This window comes from Chryseobacterium sp. JV274 (assembly GCF_903969135.1).
Lineage (GTDB): Bacteria > Bacteroidota > Bacteroidia > Flavobacteriales > Weeksellaceae > Chryseobacterium.
Window position 1 is genome coordinate 4,251,570 of record NZ_LR824569.1, and the last position, 15,749, is coordinate 4,267,318.

Annotated in this window: 15 protein-coding genes and 4 tRNA genes; all 19 read left to right on the forward strand. The window is 36.0% G+C overall.

Annotated features, from left to right (window positions below; genetic code table 11):
* The first annotated feature begins 54 nt into the window (after positions 1-54).
* Positions 55-756 carry a 4-hydroxy-tetrahydrodipicolinate reductase gene (gene dapB / locus CHRYMOREF3P_RS19640; RefSeq protein ID WP_180565311.1) on the forward strand — a complete coding sequence of 234 codons (702 nt, stop codon included), beginning with the start codon at positions 55-57 and terminating at the stop codon, positions 754-756.
* 127 nt (positions 757-883) lie between these two features.
* Entirely contained in the window at positions 884-2,530 is a 1,647-nt protein-coding gene (gene lepB, locus CHRYMOREF3P_RS19645) for a signal peptidase I (RefSeq protein ID WP_077415700.1), read from the forward strand.
* Positions 2,531-2,589: 59 nt separating this feature from the next.
* On the forward strand, positions 2,590-3,213 hold the full coding sequence (locus tag CHRYMOREF3P_RS19650) for a WbqC family protein (protein ID WP_410493597.1): 624 nt from the start codon (positions 2,590-2,592) through the stop codon (positions 3,211-3,213).
* 77 nt (positions 3,214-3,290) lie between these two features.
* Positions 3,291-4,973 carry a S8 family serine peptidase gene (locus tag CHRYMOREF3P_RS19655; protein ID WP_180565312.1) on the forward strand — a complete coding sequence of 561 codons (1,683 nt, stop codon included), beginning with the start codon at positions 3,291-3,293 and terminating at the stop codon, positions 4,971-4,973.
* Between the two features lie 125 nt (positions 4,974-5,098).
* Complete coding sequence (locus CHRYMOREF3P_RS19660) at positions 5,099-5,590, forward strand: lipocalin family protein (RefSeq protein ID WP_077415696.1); 492 nt, start codon at positions 5,099-5,101, stop codon at positions 5,588-5,590.
* Positions 5,591-5,615: 25 nt separating this feature from the next.
* Positions 5,616-6,305 carry an OmpA family protein gene (locus CHRYMOREF3P_RS19665; protein WP_180565313.1) on the forward strand — a complete coding sequence of 230 codons (690 nt, stop codon included), beginning with the start codon at positions 5,616-5,618 and terminating at the stop codon, positions 6,303-6,305.
* Between the two features lie 107 nt (positions 6,306-6,412).
* Positions 6,413-7,300, forward strand: a complete 888-nt coding sequence (locus CHRYMOREF3P_RS19670) for a decaprenyl-phosphate phosphoribosyltransferase (protein ID WP_077415693.1) — start codon at positions 6,413-6,415, stop codon at positions 7,298-7,300.
* Entirely contained in the window at positions 7,297-8,616 is a 1,320-nt protein-coding gene (locus CHRYMOREF3P_RS19675; RefSeq protein WP_180565314.1) for an FAD-binding oxidoreductase, read from the forward strand. The genes CHRYMOREF3P_RS19670 and CHRYMOREF3P_RS19675 overlap by 4 nt, the downstream gene beginning before the upstream one ends.
* Complete coding sequence (locus CHRYMOREF3P_RS19680) at positions 8,616-9,341, forward strand: SDR family NAD(P)-dependent oxidoreductase (RefSeq protein WP_077415689.1); 726 nt, start codon at positions 8,616-8,618, stop codon at positions 9,339-9,341. The genes CHRYMOREF3P_RS19675 and CHRYMOREF3P_RS19680 overlap by 1 nt, the downstream gene beginning before the upstream one ends.
* Before the next feature lie 6 nt (positions 9,342-9,347).
* Positions 9,348-9,935 (forward strand): HAD family hydrolase, encoded by a 588-nt coding sequence (locus tag CHRYMOREF3P_RS19685; RefSeq protein ID WP_077415687.1) that lies wholly within the window; start codon positions 9,348-9,350, stop codon positions 9,933-9,935.
* Between the two features lie 24 nt (positions 9,936-9,959).
* On the forward strand, positions 9,960-10,427 hold the full coding sequence (locus CHRYMOREF3P_RS19690) for a hypothetical protein (RefSeq protein WP_077415685.1): 468 nt from the start codon (positions 9,960-9,962) through the stop codon (positions 10,425-10,427).
* A 2-nt stretch (positions 10,428-10,429) separates the two neighbouring features.
* On the forward strand, positions 10,430-11,605 hold the full coding sequence (locus CHRYMOREF3P_RS19695; protein ID WP_077415683.1) for a cysteine desulfurase family protein: 1,176 nt from the start codon (positions 10,430-10,432) through the stop codon (positions 11,603-11,605).
* 83 nt (positions 11,606-11,688) lie between these two features.
* Positions 11,689-12,006, forward strand: a complete 318-nt coding sequence (trxA, locus tag CHRYMOREF3P_RS19700; protein WP_047380983.1) for a thioredoxin — start codon at positions 11,689-11,691, stop codon at positions 12,004-12,006.
* Between the two features lie 124 nt (positions 12,007-12,130).
* Positions 12,131-12,204, forward strand: a tRNA-Asp gene (locus CHRYMOREF3P_RS19705).
* A gap of 31 nt (positions 12,205-12,235) precedes the next feature.
* Positions 12,236-12,309: transfer RNA gene (locus CHRYMOREF3P_RS19710), tRNA-Asp, on the forward strand.
* Positions 12,310-12,342: 33 nt separating this feature from the next.
* Positions 12,343-12,416: transfer RNA gene (locus tag CHRYMOREF3P_RS19715), tRNA-Asp, on the forward strand.
* Positions 12,417-12,447: 31 nt separating this feature from the next.
* A tRNA-Asp gene (locus CHRYMOREF3P_RS19720) sits at positions 12,448-12,521 on the forward strand.
* 318 nt (positions 12,522-12,839) lie between these two features.
* On the forward strand, positions 12,840-14,741 hold the full coding sequence (locus CHRYMOREF3P_RS19725; protein ID WP_077415681.1) for a polysaccharide biosynthesis protein: 1,902 nt from the start codon (positions 12,840-12,842) through the stop codon (positions 14,739-14,741).
* 311 nt (positions 14,742-15,052) lie between these two features.
* A complete protein-coding gene (locus CHRYMOREF3P_RS19730; RefSeq protein ID WP_232539068.1) occupies positions 15,053-15,748 on the forward strand; it encodes a polysaccharide biosynthesis/export family protein in 696 nt (231 codons plus the stop codon).
* Position 15,749 lies beyond the last annotated feature (1 nt).

A 15,749-nucleotide genomic window follows, 5' to 3' on the forward strand; every position in this document is an offset into this window, starting at 1 on the left:
CATATCTGCTAAAGACTTCGGTTGAAAGCAGTATTTAAAAATAAAAAAGATTATATGAAAATAGCATTAGTTGGTTATGGTAAAATGGGTAAGATCATTGATGAGATCGCACAGAAACGAGGTCATGAAGTAGTTGCCCGTCTTAAGGAAACCCCCACTGCTGAGAATCTTAATAATCCGGATGTTGTGATTGAATTCTCATTGCCGGAAGTGGCATTTGAAAACATCAAAGCTTGTCTTGAAAATAAAATTCCGGTGATCTGTGGAACTACAGGCTGGCTGGATCAAAAAGAAGAAATAGAAAAACTGGCTGTAGAAAACGACTCTGCATTCCTATATGGTTCCAACTTTAGTTTAGGAGTCAATTTATTTTTTGCTTTAAACGAAAAGCTTGCAGATCTGATGAAAAATGTAGATGAATACTCTTGCCAGTTGGAAGAGATTCACCATATCCATAAAAAAGATGCTCCAAGTGGAACTGCTATTTCTATTGCAGAAGGAATCATCCAAAACAATCCTAAATTTGATGCCTGGAAGCTGGAAGAAACAGAAGGTAAACAATTAGGGATTTTTGCAGTACGTGAAGATGAAGTTCCGGGAACTCACAGCGTGTATTACAGAAGTGAAGTAGACGAAATCGAGATCAAGCACACTGCTTTCAACAGAAACGGTTTTGCGCTGGGAGCTGTAGTAGCTGCCGAATGGATCAAAGATAAAAAAGGAAACTTCGCAATGAAAGACGTTTTGGGACTTTAATTTGTAACAAATTCTGTAAATTGCAGACAAATAAACAGAAAATGATGAATAGTGAATTGTAAACAGCGGACTGCTTTTATCATTTATTACTCATCATTTTTATTATAAGAATAGGCACAAAAAATTTATGAATTATTTTTTAACTTATACAGTATATGTCCTCATACTATCCGTATTGATGGGCGTTTCATCTTGGAAACTGTTCAAGAAAATGGGCTATAGCCCTTTATTTGCTTTTATCCCTTTCTACAACTATTTCATCATTCTGAAAGAAACAAAACATCCGAAATGGTGGGCGATTCTGTCTTATCTTCCGATTGTAGGGCCAATCATGATGTCTGTTTTCCACCTTTATCTGGTGAAAAAGTTCGGGAAAACCCTTTTCAAAGATCAGATTCTTACCGTGATCCTGCCGTTTATTTATATGGCGGTGATCAACTATTCTAAAGATGTAGAGTTAGAAGATGAAAATGCAAACGATCTGTTTCTTACAGACGAAGAAAAGAATGATAAAAAGAAAGATACATTCGTAGGTTCTATTACCTTCGCGGTAGTTTTTGCAACCATTATCCACGTTTTTGTAACACAGCCTTTCGGGATTCCTACAGGATCTATGGAAAGAACATTATTGGTGGGTGACTTCCTTTTTGTAAACAAATGGAGCTATGGTTACAGACTTCCGATGCGTCCGGTAGCAATACCTTTCCTTCAGGGGACCATTATGGATACAGGACAGAAAGGTAACCCGAAGGATGATCCAAAATCTTACGTAGACGGAATAAAGCTTCCTTACACAAGAATTTTACAATTCAACAAGCCGCAGAAAAATGATGTGGTGGTTTTCAACTATCCTCAGGATTCTGTACATACAGCGATCGACAGAAAAGATCCTTACGTAAAACGTTGTGTTGCTACAGCAGGTGATACTTTTGAAATGAGAGCCGGAAGACTTTTCGTTAACGGAAAGCCGGAAGTTGTTTTAGGAGATCAGGAAGTACAGCACAGATATATTGTAACAACCGATGCTCAATTAGATATCCCAACCTTATATAAAGCTTATGGATTTTTACCGGTTCAGGAGTTTCAACAGGATAACGGAGGATTTATTTATGGTTTTCAGGGGTTAACGGATAAGACGGCTAAAGAAATTAAAGAACTTCCTCATGTTCTTGATATGAAGGAAGAAGTTTCAGCAAAAGGTGAAGCTGCAGTATATTACAGAGATGAAGCCAAAACAAAGATTGATACTACTCAGTCTATTTTCCCGATCAACAAACCTTGGAATCAGGATTGGTACGGCCCGCTTAGAATTCCTAAAAAAGGAGATGTGGTAGCTATCAACCAGGAAACACTTCCAACCTATCAGTGGATCATTTCTGAATATGAGCACAACAGTTTAGAGAAAAAGAACGGGAAAATCTTTATCAACGGAAGAGAAGCAACCCAGTATACTATTCAGCAGGATTATTATATGATGGTAGGGGACAATAGAGATGCTTCTTTAGATGCAAGATTCTTTGGTTTTGTTCCTGAAGAAAATATTGTAGGAAAGCCAATGTTTACATGGATGAGTCTTCAGGGTGCATTTGCAGACAGCAGTTCTACTTATCAGGCGCCATTCAAAATCCGTTGGGAAAGAATGTTCAAAGCAACCAATACAGGAGAAGCCAATAAAACCTCTTACTGGTGGATTGCAGCGATGATCCTGATCTTGTTCTTCGGATGGGAATATTTCGTAAAATTATTCAGAAAGAAAAAAACTGAAGACGACTAATAGAAAAATTAAACTTAAAATAGAATGAAGTATTTGAAAAAATACTTCATTTTTGTATTATGAATATGAAGAATGTATTATTGCCGGCATTTTATTTGCCCCCAATTTCATGGTTTTCAGTGTTGTTAAATCCTGAGAATGAAATTACACTGGAACAGTTTGAGAGCTTTCCCAAGCAGACTTATAGAAACAGAGCGAACATCTATGGAGCCAACGGAAAACTGTCTTTAATAATCCCTATCCATCATAACGGAAAAAGAGAATTTAAAGATGTTGAAATTTCTTACCGTGAAGATTGGAGAGCCCTGCATTGGAAATCAATCAAAACAGCATATCAGAGTTCCCCTTATTTTGAATACTATGAAGATAAGTTCAGAAAAATATTTGAGCTTCAGGAAAAGTATCTTCTTGATTTTAACCTTAAAGGGATAGAAGTCATCCAACAGATACTTAAAACAGAAAAGGCACACTCTTTGAATGAAGAATATATCAAAAATCCTGAGAGTATTAATTTCAGAGAAAAGTTTTCGGCAAAACTTCCTTCAGAGTTTCAGATGGAAGAATATTACCAGACGTTTTCTGATAAATTCGGATTTTTGGAGGATTTGTCGGTTCTTGATCTTCTATGCAATAAAGGTCCGGAATCGCTTATGTATATAAAAAATATAAAACAAGCATATTAGCATACCATCGCTATTAATGGAATTTTCAGCATACAGCAGGCGATTGGTATATCTTTTTAAAAAATAAATTTCAACATATGAAAAAGGTATTATTAGCTGCAGTTTTTTTAGCAGGTTTTAGTTTTTCTTTCGCACAGGAATCTAAAGCTAAAAGTATTGATCCAAACGAAGACAAAGATCTGATGACATGGTATCATAAGGATTTTACAACTTCAAAAGTATATGGGGTAAATACGGCAAATGCTTATAAATACTTAGAATCTAAAGGACTGAAGCCTAAAACCGTTGTGGTAGGAGTTTTGGATAGTGGAGTACAGGTAGACCACCCCGGATTGGTAAATAACCTTTGGTCAAACCCTAATGAAATTCCCGGAAATGGTAAAGATGATGACGGAAACGGATATATTGATGATGTACACGGTTGGAACTTCATTGGAGGTAAAAACGGTGATATTGATATCGACAATATGGAAGTGACAAGAGTCGTTGCCAAATACAAACCTGTTTTTGAAGGAAGTGATTCTACTAAGAATAAAGCAAATCAGGCTCAAATGAAAGAAGAGTTTGAAATGTATATGAAGGCCAAAGATATGTTCAATACAAAAAGTATCGAGGCTCAACAGGATTTTATGACCTATTCTATGCTGAATGAGCTGATTCCTAATATGGTTAAATTATTAGGAGGTAAGCCTGTAACAGCTGAAACACTTTCAGCAATTAAAGCCCCTACAGATCAAAAAGATGCAATCGCACTGGAATTCCTGGGCCAGATTTCTCAAAGTCCTGAATTCAAAGGAAAATCTTCCACTGAATTTGAAAAAAAGATGAAGGAAGAGATGAAGGAGGCAATAGACCATTTTGCTCCGGCAGCAAAACAATATGATCTTTCCTATGATCCTAGAAAAGAGATTGTAGGTGATAACTATGATGATTATTCTGAAAAAGGCTATGGTAACAATCATTACGAAGGACCGGATGCAGAACATGGAACTCACGTAGCAGGAATCATTGCAGGACTTCCCCAGGGAAAAGAGATTCAGCACGGGGTAGCTTCAAAAGTTGCTAAGATCATGTCTGTAAGAACAGTTCCAAATGGCGATGAAAGAGATAAGGATGTTGCCAACGCCATCAGATATGCAGTAGATAACGGAGCGAAAGTTTTAAATATGAGCTTCGGGAAACCTGTTTCCCCGGGTAAAAATGTAGTCTGGGATGCTTTTAAATATGCCGAAGATAAAGGGGTACTTTTGGTAAAAGCTGCAGGTAATGAAAATGAAGATGTAGCAGAACATCTGGCATATCCTACCAACTTTAAAAATGTTACTGATGAAAAACCATTTGTAAGCAATGTTCTTGTGGTAGGAGCAAGTACCAATAAAAACAGTGCTTTGAGAGCCGATTTTTCTAACTACAATAAAAAAATGGTGAATGTTTTCGCTCCGGGAGAGGAAATTTATTCTACCGTTCCTAAAAACGAATACAAATACCTTCAGGGAACTTCTATGGCTTCCCCTGTGGTAGCTGGAGGAGCTGCTGTTTTATTAGCATATATGCCGGATCTGAAACCTTACCAGATTATTGAAGCGCTTGTGAAAAGCAGCAATCCAAGTACTGCAAACGGATTCACAGATCAATCGCAGGCAGGTGGTGTTATCGACCTGAAAAAAGCTGCGGAATATGCCTATACCAATTTCTACAAAGGAAAGCCGTCAAGTACTGCTAAGCCTTCGAAATCCGTAAAAATGGCTGTTAAAAAATAATTTATCTCCCTGTGTTTAAGGAGAAACCATAGAAAGTCCGGATTTTTTTCGGACTTTTTATTTTTTATTTTAAATTTTGGCACGGTTTTTTGTAACTTTATAATAACAAAATAATAAACAACAAAATGAAAAAGTTACTACTTGCAGGGATGTTGGGAACATCACTTTTTGCAGTGTCGTGTTCCTCTGTTAACAAAGCAGCTACATCTCAAAATCAAAGAGCAGACTTCCTTAAATTAAAAGGAGATTGGCAGATCGTGAGCGTAGATTATGAAAAAGGCTATAAAATCAAACCTTTTGATGAAGGTGCAGATGCGCAGTGTTTCGTAGGAAGCCACTGGAGACTGATTCCTAACAACTGGACAGGAGCGTATACTTTGAACGGAGGTGGAGATTGCCCGGCAATTACACAACCTATCAAGTTTGAAGTAAAAGACGGTAACACGTTTATGTTTAAAAAAATTGCTCAAGGTACTAAAGCAAAACAAAATACAGCCGGTTATACAATGACGTTAATCAGCCAGACTACAGATCAGTTTTCTCTTCAGCAAGATGTTCCTTTTGAAGGAGGCAATGTAAAAGTAGTTTACAACTTCCAGAGAGCAGGAATGAAATAATTTATCAACATAAAAGATCAAAAAAATGAATTTTAATAAAACATACGTAGGAGCCCTTTTCTTGTCATCAGCATTATTATTGACAAGCTGTGAGGCGGTTCAGAATTCAAATCACCAACAAAGAGGTACAGCAGTAGGTGTTGCTTCAGGAGCAGTACTTGGAGGTATCTTGGGTAACAATGTAGGAAAAGGAGGAAATGGAGCTATTGGTGCTGTATTAGGTGGTATTATCGGTGGTGTAGCTGGTAATGTTATCGGTAACAAAATGGACAAGCAGGCTAAAGATATTAAAGAAACTTTACCAGGAGCTCAGGTAGAAAGAGTAGGAGATGGTATTAAAGTAACAATGAACGAAAGTATCGTTAATTTTGCATTCGACTCTTCAAACCTTACTTCTGTTGCACAGACTAACCTGGATAAACTGGCTCAGGTATTAGTGAATAACCCTGATACCAATATCAATATCTACGGACATACAGACAGCGTAGGTAAAGATGCTTACAACGTGGCGCTTTCTCAAAGAAGAGCAGATGCCGTGAAATCTTATTTAGTAGGAAAAGGAATTGTATCAAGCAGAATGTTCACAAAAGGGGAAGGTAAAAATATGCCGGTAGCCAGCAATGATACTGATGAAGGAAGAGCTAAAAACAGAAGAGTTGAATTTGCGATCACTGCAAATGAAAAAATGATTAATGATGCCAAGCAAGGGCAGTAATTAATTTTACATATAAATATTTTCGTAAAAGACCGCCCCGGCGGTTTTTTTTGTATTTTTATGCTAGAAATTTTGAATTGATTACTTTTGCACTTGAAACAACATAAATGAAGAAATATTTAAAGCTGCTCCGCGTAGAGCAATGGGTGAAAAACCTTTTTGTATTTGTCCCGCTCTTCTTTTCAGGTAACATTACCAACATAGATCTGCTTACTAAAAGCATTTTCGCATTTGTAATATTTTCGCTTGCGGCTAGTGTTGTATATATTCTGAATGATTATAATGATATTGAAGCAGACAGAAAACATCCTGAAAAAAGGAGAAGACCTCTGGCGAGTGGTGCTATTTCAAAAGCAACAGCTATAGGAATTCTTATCGGTCTGATTATTACAGATATTGTTCTTGTATTTTTTACACGATTCTATTTCCATGAGTTGCTATGGAAGTTTGCGATTATAATAGGATTCTATGTAGTGATGAATCTGGCATATACATTTAGACTTAAGCATGTTCCGATCATCGATATTTTTATTATTGCCATAGGATTTGTACTTCGTGTATTGGCTGGAGGTTATATTACTGGAATCAGTATTTCACAATGGGCTATTCTTTTAACGTTTGTATTGGCACTCGTGCTTGCTATTGGAAAAAGAAGAGGAGAATTGATCAATGCACAGGTTTCAGGAAAAACAAGACGGGCATTAGACGGGTATAATGTTCAGTTTGCAGATATTGCATTATCTATTTCTATTACGCTGGCTATTGTATGTTACCTGATGTTTACCCTGTCACCGGAAGTTCAGGAAAGATTCCATGAAAGGGTTTTTTATACGGTAATCTTCGTGGTTTTTGCCTTATTAAGATATCTTCAGCAGACATTGGTCTACAACAGAACGGAATCTCCTACAAAAATTGTGTACCGGGACCGCTATATACAGGTTACCCTATTACTTTGGGTTGCTGCATTTTTAATTCAAATTTATTTTAAGAAATGAAGCCGAATTTCACACAGAAAGTTACAAACTGGGGTAATTACCCGGTAGTGGAGAAAGAAATGAGATCAGAGGACAGTTTCAAAAAAATAAAAGAATTTGTACTCAATCACAACGAGATTATTGCCAGAGGAAACGGAAGATGCTATGGAGATGCTTCGTTGGGAGAATCTATATTTTCAACAAAAAAATTAAATAAGTTTATCAATTTTGACCGTTTAAACGGGGTGATAGAATGCGAATCCGGAGTACTGCTTTCAGATGTTCTGGAAATTGCTGTTCCGCAGGGATATTTTCTATACGTTACTCCCGGGACAAAGTTTATATCAGTGGGAGGAGCTATTGCTTCCGATGTTCATGGGAAAAACCACCATGCAGAAGGATGTTTTTCAGAATACGTGATTGAATTTAAGCTCATGACTGAGAGCGGACAAATTATTACCTGTTCCAGAGAAGAAAATTCAGAGAAATTCTGGGCTACTATTGGTGGAATGGGACTTACAGGGATTATTCTTACAGCAAAATTTAAGCTTAAAAATATAGAATCCGCATACATTCGCCAGGAAAGTATCAAAGCAGAAAACCTGGATGAAATCTTTAAACTGTTTGATGAAAGTGAAAACTGGACTTATACCGTTGCATGGATCGATTGTCTTCAGAAAGGAAAAAATATTGGAAGAAGTATCCTGATGAGAGGTGAGCATGCCTTCCAACATGAGCTTCCCCAGAGTCTTTCGAAAACTCCTTTAAGATTAAAGAAAAAATTACAACCTACAGTTCCTTTTTATTTTCCGGGATTTGTACTGAATGCACTTACGGTAAAAATATTCAACTGGCTATATTATAAAAAACAGTCTAAGAAGGAAGTCAAGAACTTTATTGATTACGAAACATTTTTCTATCCTTTGGATGCTATTAATGATTGGAACAAAATCTATGGGAAATCCGGTTTTATACAATATCAGATGGTGATTCCTAAAGAAGCGGGAAAAGAAGGAATGAAAAAAATCCTTGAAACGATTGCCAGTAGTGGGAATGGATCATTCTTAGCAGTTTTAAAACTTTTTGGAAAACATAATCCGGAGGCTTATAACTCATTTCCGGTGGAAGGGTATACACTGGCCTTGGATTTTAAAGTGAATTCAAAACTGAAAAAACTGGTAGACCAGCTTGATGCAATTGTTCAGGAGTTCGGAGGAAGAATTTACCTTACCAAAGACAGTATGAGCAGATCATCACTTACCAATTATCTGAAAAATATTCAAAATCCTAAATTTGTGTCTTTACAGCACAAAAGAATCATAAACAACAACTCATAATGATAGTTCTGGGAAGCACATCTGAAGTGGCACAGGCTTTTGTGGAAAAAGCACTTCAGGAAGGAGAAAAGTTTGAAAAAATCTATCTTTTTACCTCAAATAAAGAAACTACAGAACGGTTTGCAAGACATATTGATGTGAAATTTCTGCAGCAGGCAGAAGTTATTGAACTGGATCTGACGAAAGAAATTGATTACAACAGATTTGATAATATCAATTCAAATGTATTATTTTGTGCCGTAGGGTATTTAGGAGAAGGAACAGAAGAAGGACTGTATGATAACAGGAATACGGAACGCATTATAGATATTAATTATTCAAAACTGGTTCCCGTAATGAACTATTTTGCTCATAAATTTGAAAACAGAAGATCCGGAACGATCATTGGGCTTTCATCAGTAGCAGGAGACAGGGGAAGACAGAGTAATTTTATCTATGGAAGTGCAAAAGCTGCGTTTACAGCCTATCTGAGTGGTTTGAGAAACTATCTCTTTGATAAAAAAGTACACGTTCTTACGATAAAACCTGGGTTTATGGCAACCAAAATGACTGAAGGTCTGCCTTTAAATCCAAAACTGACCGCAACGCCGAAACAAGCGGCTGCCTGTATTTATAAAGCCTTTAAAAAGGAGAAAAACGTGGCATATGTTTTGCCGGTTTGGAGTATTATTATGATGATTATCAGGAATATCCCTGAATTTATATTCAAAAAATTAAAGCTTTAAAGAGAAATGAAAAAATTGTATTGTTTTGATTTTGACGGAACTTTGACCTACAAGGATACTATGTTTATGTATCTTAAATTCTACGATTCTACAAAATACCGGATACAATTTTTAAGACATGTACCGCTTTTCATTCTATTGAAGTTAAAGCTTGCCGAAACAGAAAAAGTGAAAAAAAGTTTTATCGGGTCTATTTTAAAAGGACAGTCTCAAGAAAAGATCGAAATGAAATCTAAACAATTTTTTGAACTTCACTATCCTAAAATTGTAAGGGAAAATGCATTAGACTTTATAAAAAATATCGATAGGAATAATACACAAAGTTTATTGGTGACCGCATCCTTAGATATTTGGGTAAAGCCTTTCGCTGAGGAACTTAAAATGGAGCTTGTTTCTACGCGGGCAGAGTTTAAGAACGGAATTTTCACAGGAAACTTTGTAGGGAAAAACTGTAATGGGAAAGAAAAACTGGTAAGAATTAAAGAAGAAATAAACAATTCTAAATACGATAAAATTATTGCATTTGGGGATACTTCAGGGGATCGGGCAATGTTGAAATGGGCAAATGAAGGACATTATCAATTTTTTCACTAATTTTGGGAGATAAAATTGTAAAAAATGAAAAGCCTGATAATTGCATGTACAGTAATATTGATGAGCTGTGCAAGCACTTCATCTCAGAAGTCTTCTGCTATGCAGGGAAATACTGAACTCCTTGTTTCTGAATCTCAGGGAGGAACTGATAAACCAGGCTTTAAGATAATTGAAGACGAAAAAGAGTTTCGTAACATTATCAGTGGAAGTTTTGGTACCGCAGATCTGGGAAAAGATTCTTATGTCAGCTATCCGAAATTTCCGAAAAATAAAAAAGTTGTTATATACAATTTGGGAACCTTCAGATCAGGAAGTCACAAAATTGAAGAAATCAAAAGTATCTCTGTAAAAAATCAGATTCTCTATGTAGAAGTTCCGGCAGGAGAACCCTCCGGTGGAATGGAAATTCAGGTGATCTCCAGTCCATGGTTTATTTTTACTGTTCCCACAGATTACAAGTTTACCTCCGTAGAATTAAAATATTCAAAATAATAATGGATAAAGTATATTTAGATAATGCCGCAACCACTCCGCTTGCAGAAGAAGTTATAGATGCAATGGTGGGCACTATGAAGATGAATTTCGGAAACCCGTCTTCAACGCACAGCTTTGGCCAGGAAGCAAAAATCCTTATTGAAAATGTAAGAAGACAGGTTGCAGACTATCTTCATGTAACTCCTGCTGAGATCATTTTTACTTCCTGTGGAACCGAATCCAACAATATGATCATCAAATCCTCGGTAGAACACCTTGGAGTAGAAAGAATCATCAGCTCTCCTCTGGAACATAAATGTGTTTCTGAAAGTATTTTGGACATGAAAAACAGAAAAGGAGTAGAAGTAAACTACATCCGTCCGAATGAAAAAGGAGATATTGACCTTACAAAATTAGAAGAGCTTTTAAAAGCCTCAGATAAAAAAACATTGGTAAGCTTAATGCATGCCAACAACGAAATCGGAAATATCATTAATCTTAAACAAGTTGCCCAGCTGTGCAAAGAGCATCATGCCCTTTTCCACTCGGATACGGTACAGACGATGGCTCATATGAATCTTGATTTCTCTGATATTCCTGTAGACTTCGCTTCCTGTAGTGCCCATAAGTTTCACGGACCAAAAGGAGCTGGATTTGCATTTATCAGAAAAGCAACGGGCTTAAAAGGAATTATTACCGGAGGACCTCAGGAAAGAAGCCTTAGAGCCGGAACTGAAAATGTTAGCGGCATCGTAGGACTGGGTAAAGCGTTAGAGCTTTCTCTGAATCATATGGATGAATATACCAACCATATGCAGGATATTAAAAATTACGCAATTGAAAAACTTTCTGCTGAAATTGAAGGAATTAAGTTCAACGGAAGAAGTGCTGAAAAAGAAAACAGCCTTTATACGGTTTTAAGTGCTTTACTACCTTATAAAAATCCATTGATAGGACTTCAGTTGGATATGAAAGGAATTGCAATCTCTCAGGGAAGTGCATGCTCATCAGGAGCTTCAAAACCTTCAATGGTTATGATGATGGTGCTTTCTGAAGACGAAATGGATCATTGTACACCATTGCGTATCTCTTTCAGCCATATGACAACCAAAGCGGATATCGATACATTAGTGAAGGCTCTGAAAGAAATTTCAAGCGACTATACTATAGAAAAAACTAATGTTGAGCATAGATAGTCTTATGCTTTAAAAATCGTAATTTTGAACATCCAATAGAGGATTAAAAGAAAATAATATTAATTAAAATAAAAGAAACAAAAATGGCTTTAGAAATTACAGACAGCTCATTTCAGGATACGGTTTTAAAATCTGATAAACCGGTATTAGTGGACTTTTGGGCAGTATGGTGTGGACCATGCAGAACTTTAGGACCAATCATCGAAGAAGTAGCATCAGATTTTGAAGGTAAAGCAATCGTTGGGAAAGTAGATGTAGACAACAACCAAGAGATTTCTATGCAGTATGGTATCAGAAATATCCCTACAGTTCTTATTTTTAAGAATGGGGAAGTGGTAGATAAATTAGTAGGTGTGGCTCCAAAAGAGGTAATCGCTGAAAAATTAAGCGCTCACTTATAAAAAAATAAGTTTGATAATGAATGCCTTCCAGTATTGGGAGGCATTTTTTTTAAAATAATTTGCAGATAACAAAAAAAGGTGTAATTTTGCAACCACGAAAAAGAAACGACGTTCTTTAAAAAATGATCCGGTAGTTCAGCTGGTTAGAATGCCGCCCTGTCACGGCGGAGGTCGCGGGTTCGAGTCCCGTCCGGATCGCAGAAGTTTTCTCAATTTCTTTTAAAAAATTGATCCGGTAGTTCAGCTGGTTAGAATGCCGCCCTGTCACGGCGGAGGTCGCGGGTTCGAGTCCCGTCCGGATCGCGGAAGTTTTCTCAATTTCTTTTAAAAAAAATTGATCCGGTAGTTCAGCTGGTTAGAATGCCGCCCTGTCACGGCGGAGGTCGCGGGTTCGAGTCCCGTCCGGATCGCGGAAGTTTTCTCAATTTCTTTTAAAAAATTGATCCGGTAGTTCAGCTGGTTAGAATGCCGCCCTGTCACGGCGGAGGTCGCGGGTTCGAGTCCCGTCCGGATCGCAAATACAATATAAAATTTGTATAGAATACTGTAAAATATATGTTTTACAGTATTTTTTTTGTTTTATGTGTATTTTAAAAAAATGAGAACGGATCAGGTACAAAAGCTGGATGGAAATAATATCCGTATATCTCGGTGGGTTTATGGGTCTTTTTAATAATCTGTTTTTGGAATTTTGTTTCAAAATGTTAATTTATAATTTAAATAAAAATTAGCATGTAGTACTAAAAATATTAATAATAATTGTTACCTTCGCCCAATAATAAAAGCCACTGAGTGTTGAATTAATGAAAATGATATTTTAGGTTTATTTGTATATGGGGGATATTTTTAAAATCAGGGAGTTAAGGTATATACCCAGATGGTCGGTTTTTTTTATCGACATTTCAGTTATTTTCTTTTCTGTTTTAGTTTCATATTTGTTCTTAAAAAGTCTGGAGGTAAAACTGAACTTTATTGAGTACCAAAATGAAAAAATATTTTCAGTAATTATTGTTAATATTCTGTTTATACTCCTGTTCAAAACATATGCAGGAATCATAAGACATTCTACTTTTTTAGATTTTTGTAAAATTTTGTGGTCTTCGGGTAGTGCTCTTATTGCATTACTGGGACTGAATTTTATATCGGGACTGGCATTGGGTAAACCTCTTTTTTTATATCCGGTTCTGTTTTTATTTTTCTTTATTTCTATTTTTCTGATGTTCTTTTTCAGAATGATAACCAAACAGTTTTTTTCTATATTTATGGATGTTAAGGATATTTCATCTAAGGAAAGGGTTGCTGTTGTAGGAATAAGTGATGCTTCTGTTTCATTAGCGAATGCTATTATTCACCATCCTGATCATCCCTATCAGCTGGCAGGATTTCTTAGTGCCAGATCAGATTCTAAGAAAGCAATGCTGCTAGGTCATAAGATTTATAATAAAAAACAGTTTCTTAAAAGCAATAATCTGAGAGAACAGTTTGATGCTGTTTTAATCAAAGATATGATGACAAAGCGGGAAATGGAAGAATGGACTGCTCTTGCATTGGATAATGGATTGAAAGTATTAAAAGCACCCGTAGCCAGTATAATAAAAGAAGATGATGTTGTAAAAGGCATCCGTCCGCTTAAGATTGAAGATTTGCTTAATCGTCCGGCCATTAAAATAGAAGGGGACGAGGTAAAGAGTTTTCATGTTAATAAAACTATTTTAGTAACCGGAGGCGCCGGGTCTATAGGAAGCGAAATTGTAAGGCAGGTTGCTCAATTGAATTCATCACTTATTGTGGTGGTTGATCAGGCGGAATCTCCTTTATACGAACTGCAGCTTGAATTATTAGAGAGATTCCCGAACCAAAGATTCAAATTTGTATTGGCAGATATTTCAAACTATCCAAGGATGGAAAAACTGTTTGAAGATTATCAGTTTTCAATTGTCTATCATGCGGCTGCGTACAAACATGTTCCCTTAATAGAAGATAATCCGCATGAAGCTATTTTTGTCAATATCGGAGGAACTAAAAATTTAGCTCTTTTATCGAAAAAATATAGTGTAAATCGTTTTGTGATGGTATCTACAGATAAAGCTGTAAACCCAACTAACGTAATGGGAGCTTCTAAAAGAGCCGCTGAACTTTTTGTACAATCTTTACAAAATTCTTCTGAGAATACAACAAAATTTATTACAACACGTTTTGGAAATGTACTAGGTTCCAACGGTTCTGTAATACCGCATTTCAAAAAACAAATTGAAAAAGGAGGTCCGGTTACAATTACTCATCCTGATATTATTCGTTATTTTATGACTATCCCGGAAGCCTGCGAATTGGTACTTCAGGCAGGAACAATGGGAGAAGGGGGTGAGATTTATGTTTTTGATATGGGTAAACCTGTCAAAATCTTGGATTTAGCAGAAAGAATGATTAAATTATCAGGATATACGCCAGGTATTGATATTAAAATTGATTTTATAGGCTTACGACCAGGTGAAAAATTATATGAAGAACTTTTAACAGATCATTCTACGACTATTCCTACGCATCATGAGAAAATTATGATATCCAGAGATCCGGTGATGGAGTTTGAAGATATAGAAGCTTTGTGTCAACGGATTATTATGTTAGCAGTGAATAAGGATAGTTTACAAATTGTGAAAACATTAAAAGTTATTGTACCAGAATTTATAAGCAATAATTCGGAATTTGAAGTTTTAGATAAAATATCTGAACATTAAGTATATGAGTGAATTATATGAATGAAATTAATAAAAAAAATAGTGGAAAATAATAATTTTCGTTATTTTGTTTTCAAACGGAATGAAAATTGCTAGAAAAAGAAATAATCTAAATATAGGGATTAAAATACGCCTCACATAAGTAAAAACTTCTTATAACATAGTATCTTAAATAAAATTGAAGTTAACTCAAGTAGACTAGAACAAAAAAACATATGAATAAAACTATTATTGCGTATATAATACTGTTATCGGTTACTTTATTATCATGTAGACCGAAGCAAAATATGGTATATATATCAAAACATAATATGGAAGAGGAAGTTGCAAAAGCAAAGTTCCAGGGCTTACATATTCAGGAAGGAGATGTACTTTTAATTCTTGTTTCTGCACTGGATGAAGTTGCAGTAAAACCATTTAATCTTAACACTACAAATAAGGTAGGAAGCACTTCAAATGCCGGAATAAATCAATATGCACAACCAAGTGAGTATTTGGTAAATGAGGAAGGAAACATCTATTTTCCTGTAATAGGGAATGTATATGCTAAAGGAATGTCGCAGATACAACTGAAGAATGACCTTGAGGCTCGTCTTAAGAGATATCTTACAGATCCTATGGTGAGTATTACTCTCAAAAATTTCAATGTGAGTATCTTAGGTGAAGTAAAAAATCCGGGACAGAAAGAAAGTGTTTCTCAAAAGATTAACATTTTTCAGGCATTAGGCCTTGCCGGTGATATGACAGATTTTGGAGACCGTACCAATGTAAAGCTTATCCGTACTGGAGAAGATGGGACTGATCAGATTGCTAATGTTGATCTTACCAGATCTGATATTGTAAGTTCTCCATACTATTATATGAAACAAAATGACATATTATATGTACAGCCGGACAAAAACAAACAGGTTCAGGCCAACTCGAACCCGAACAGAGCGCTTACATTCCAGATTATTGGTGCATTATTAACAGCGGGCACGCTTATTATTGCCTTAACACGAAGATAAA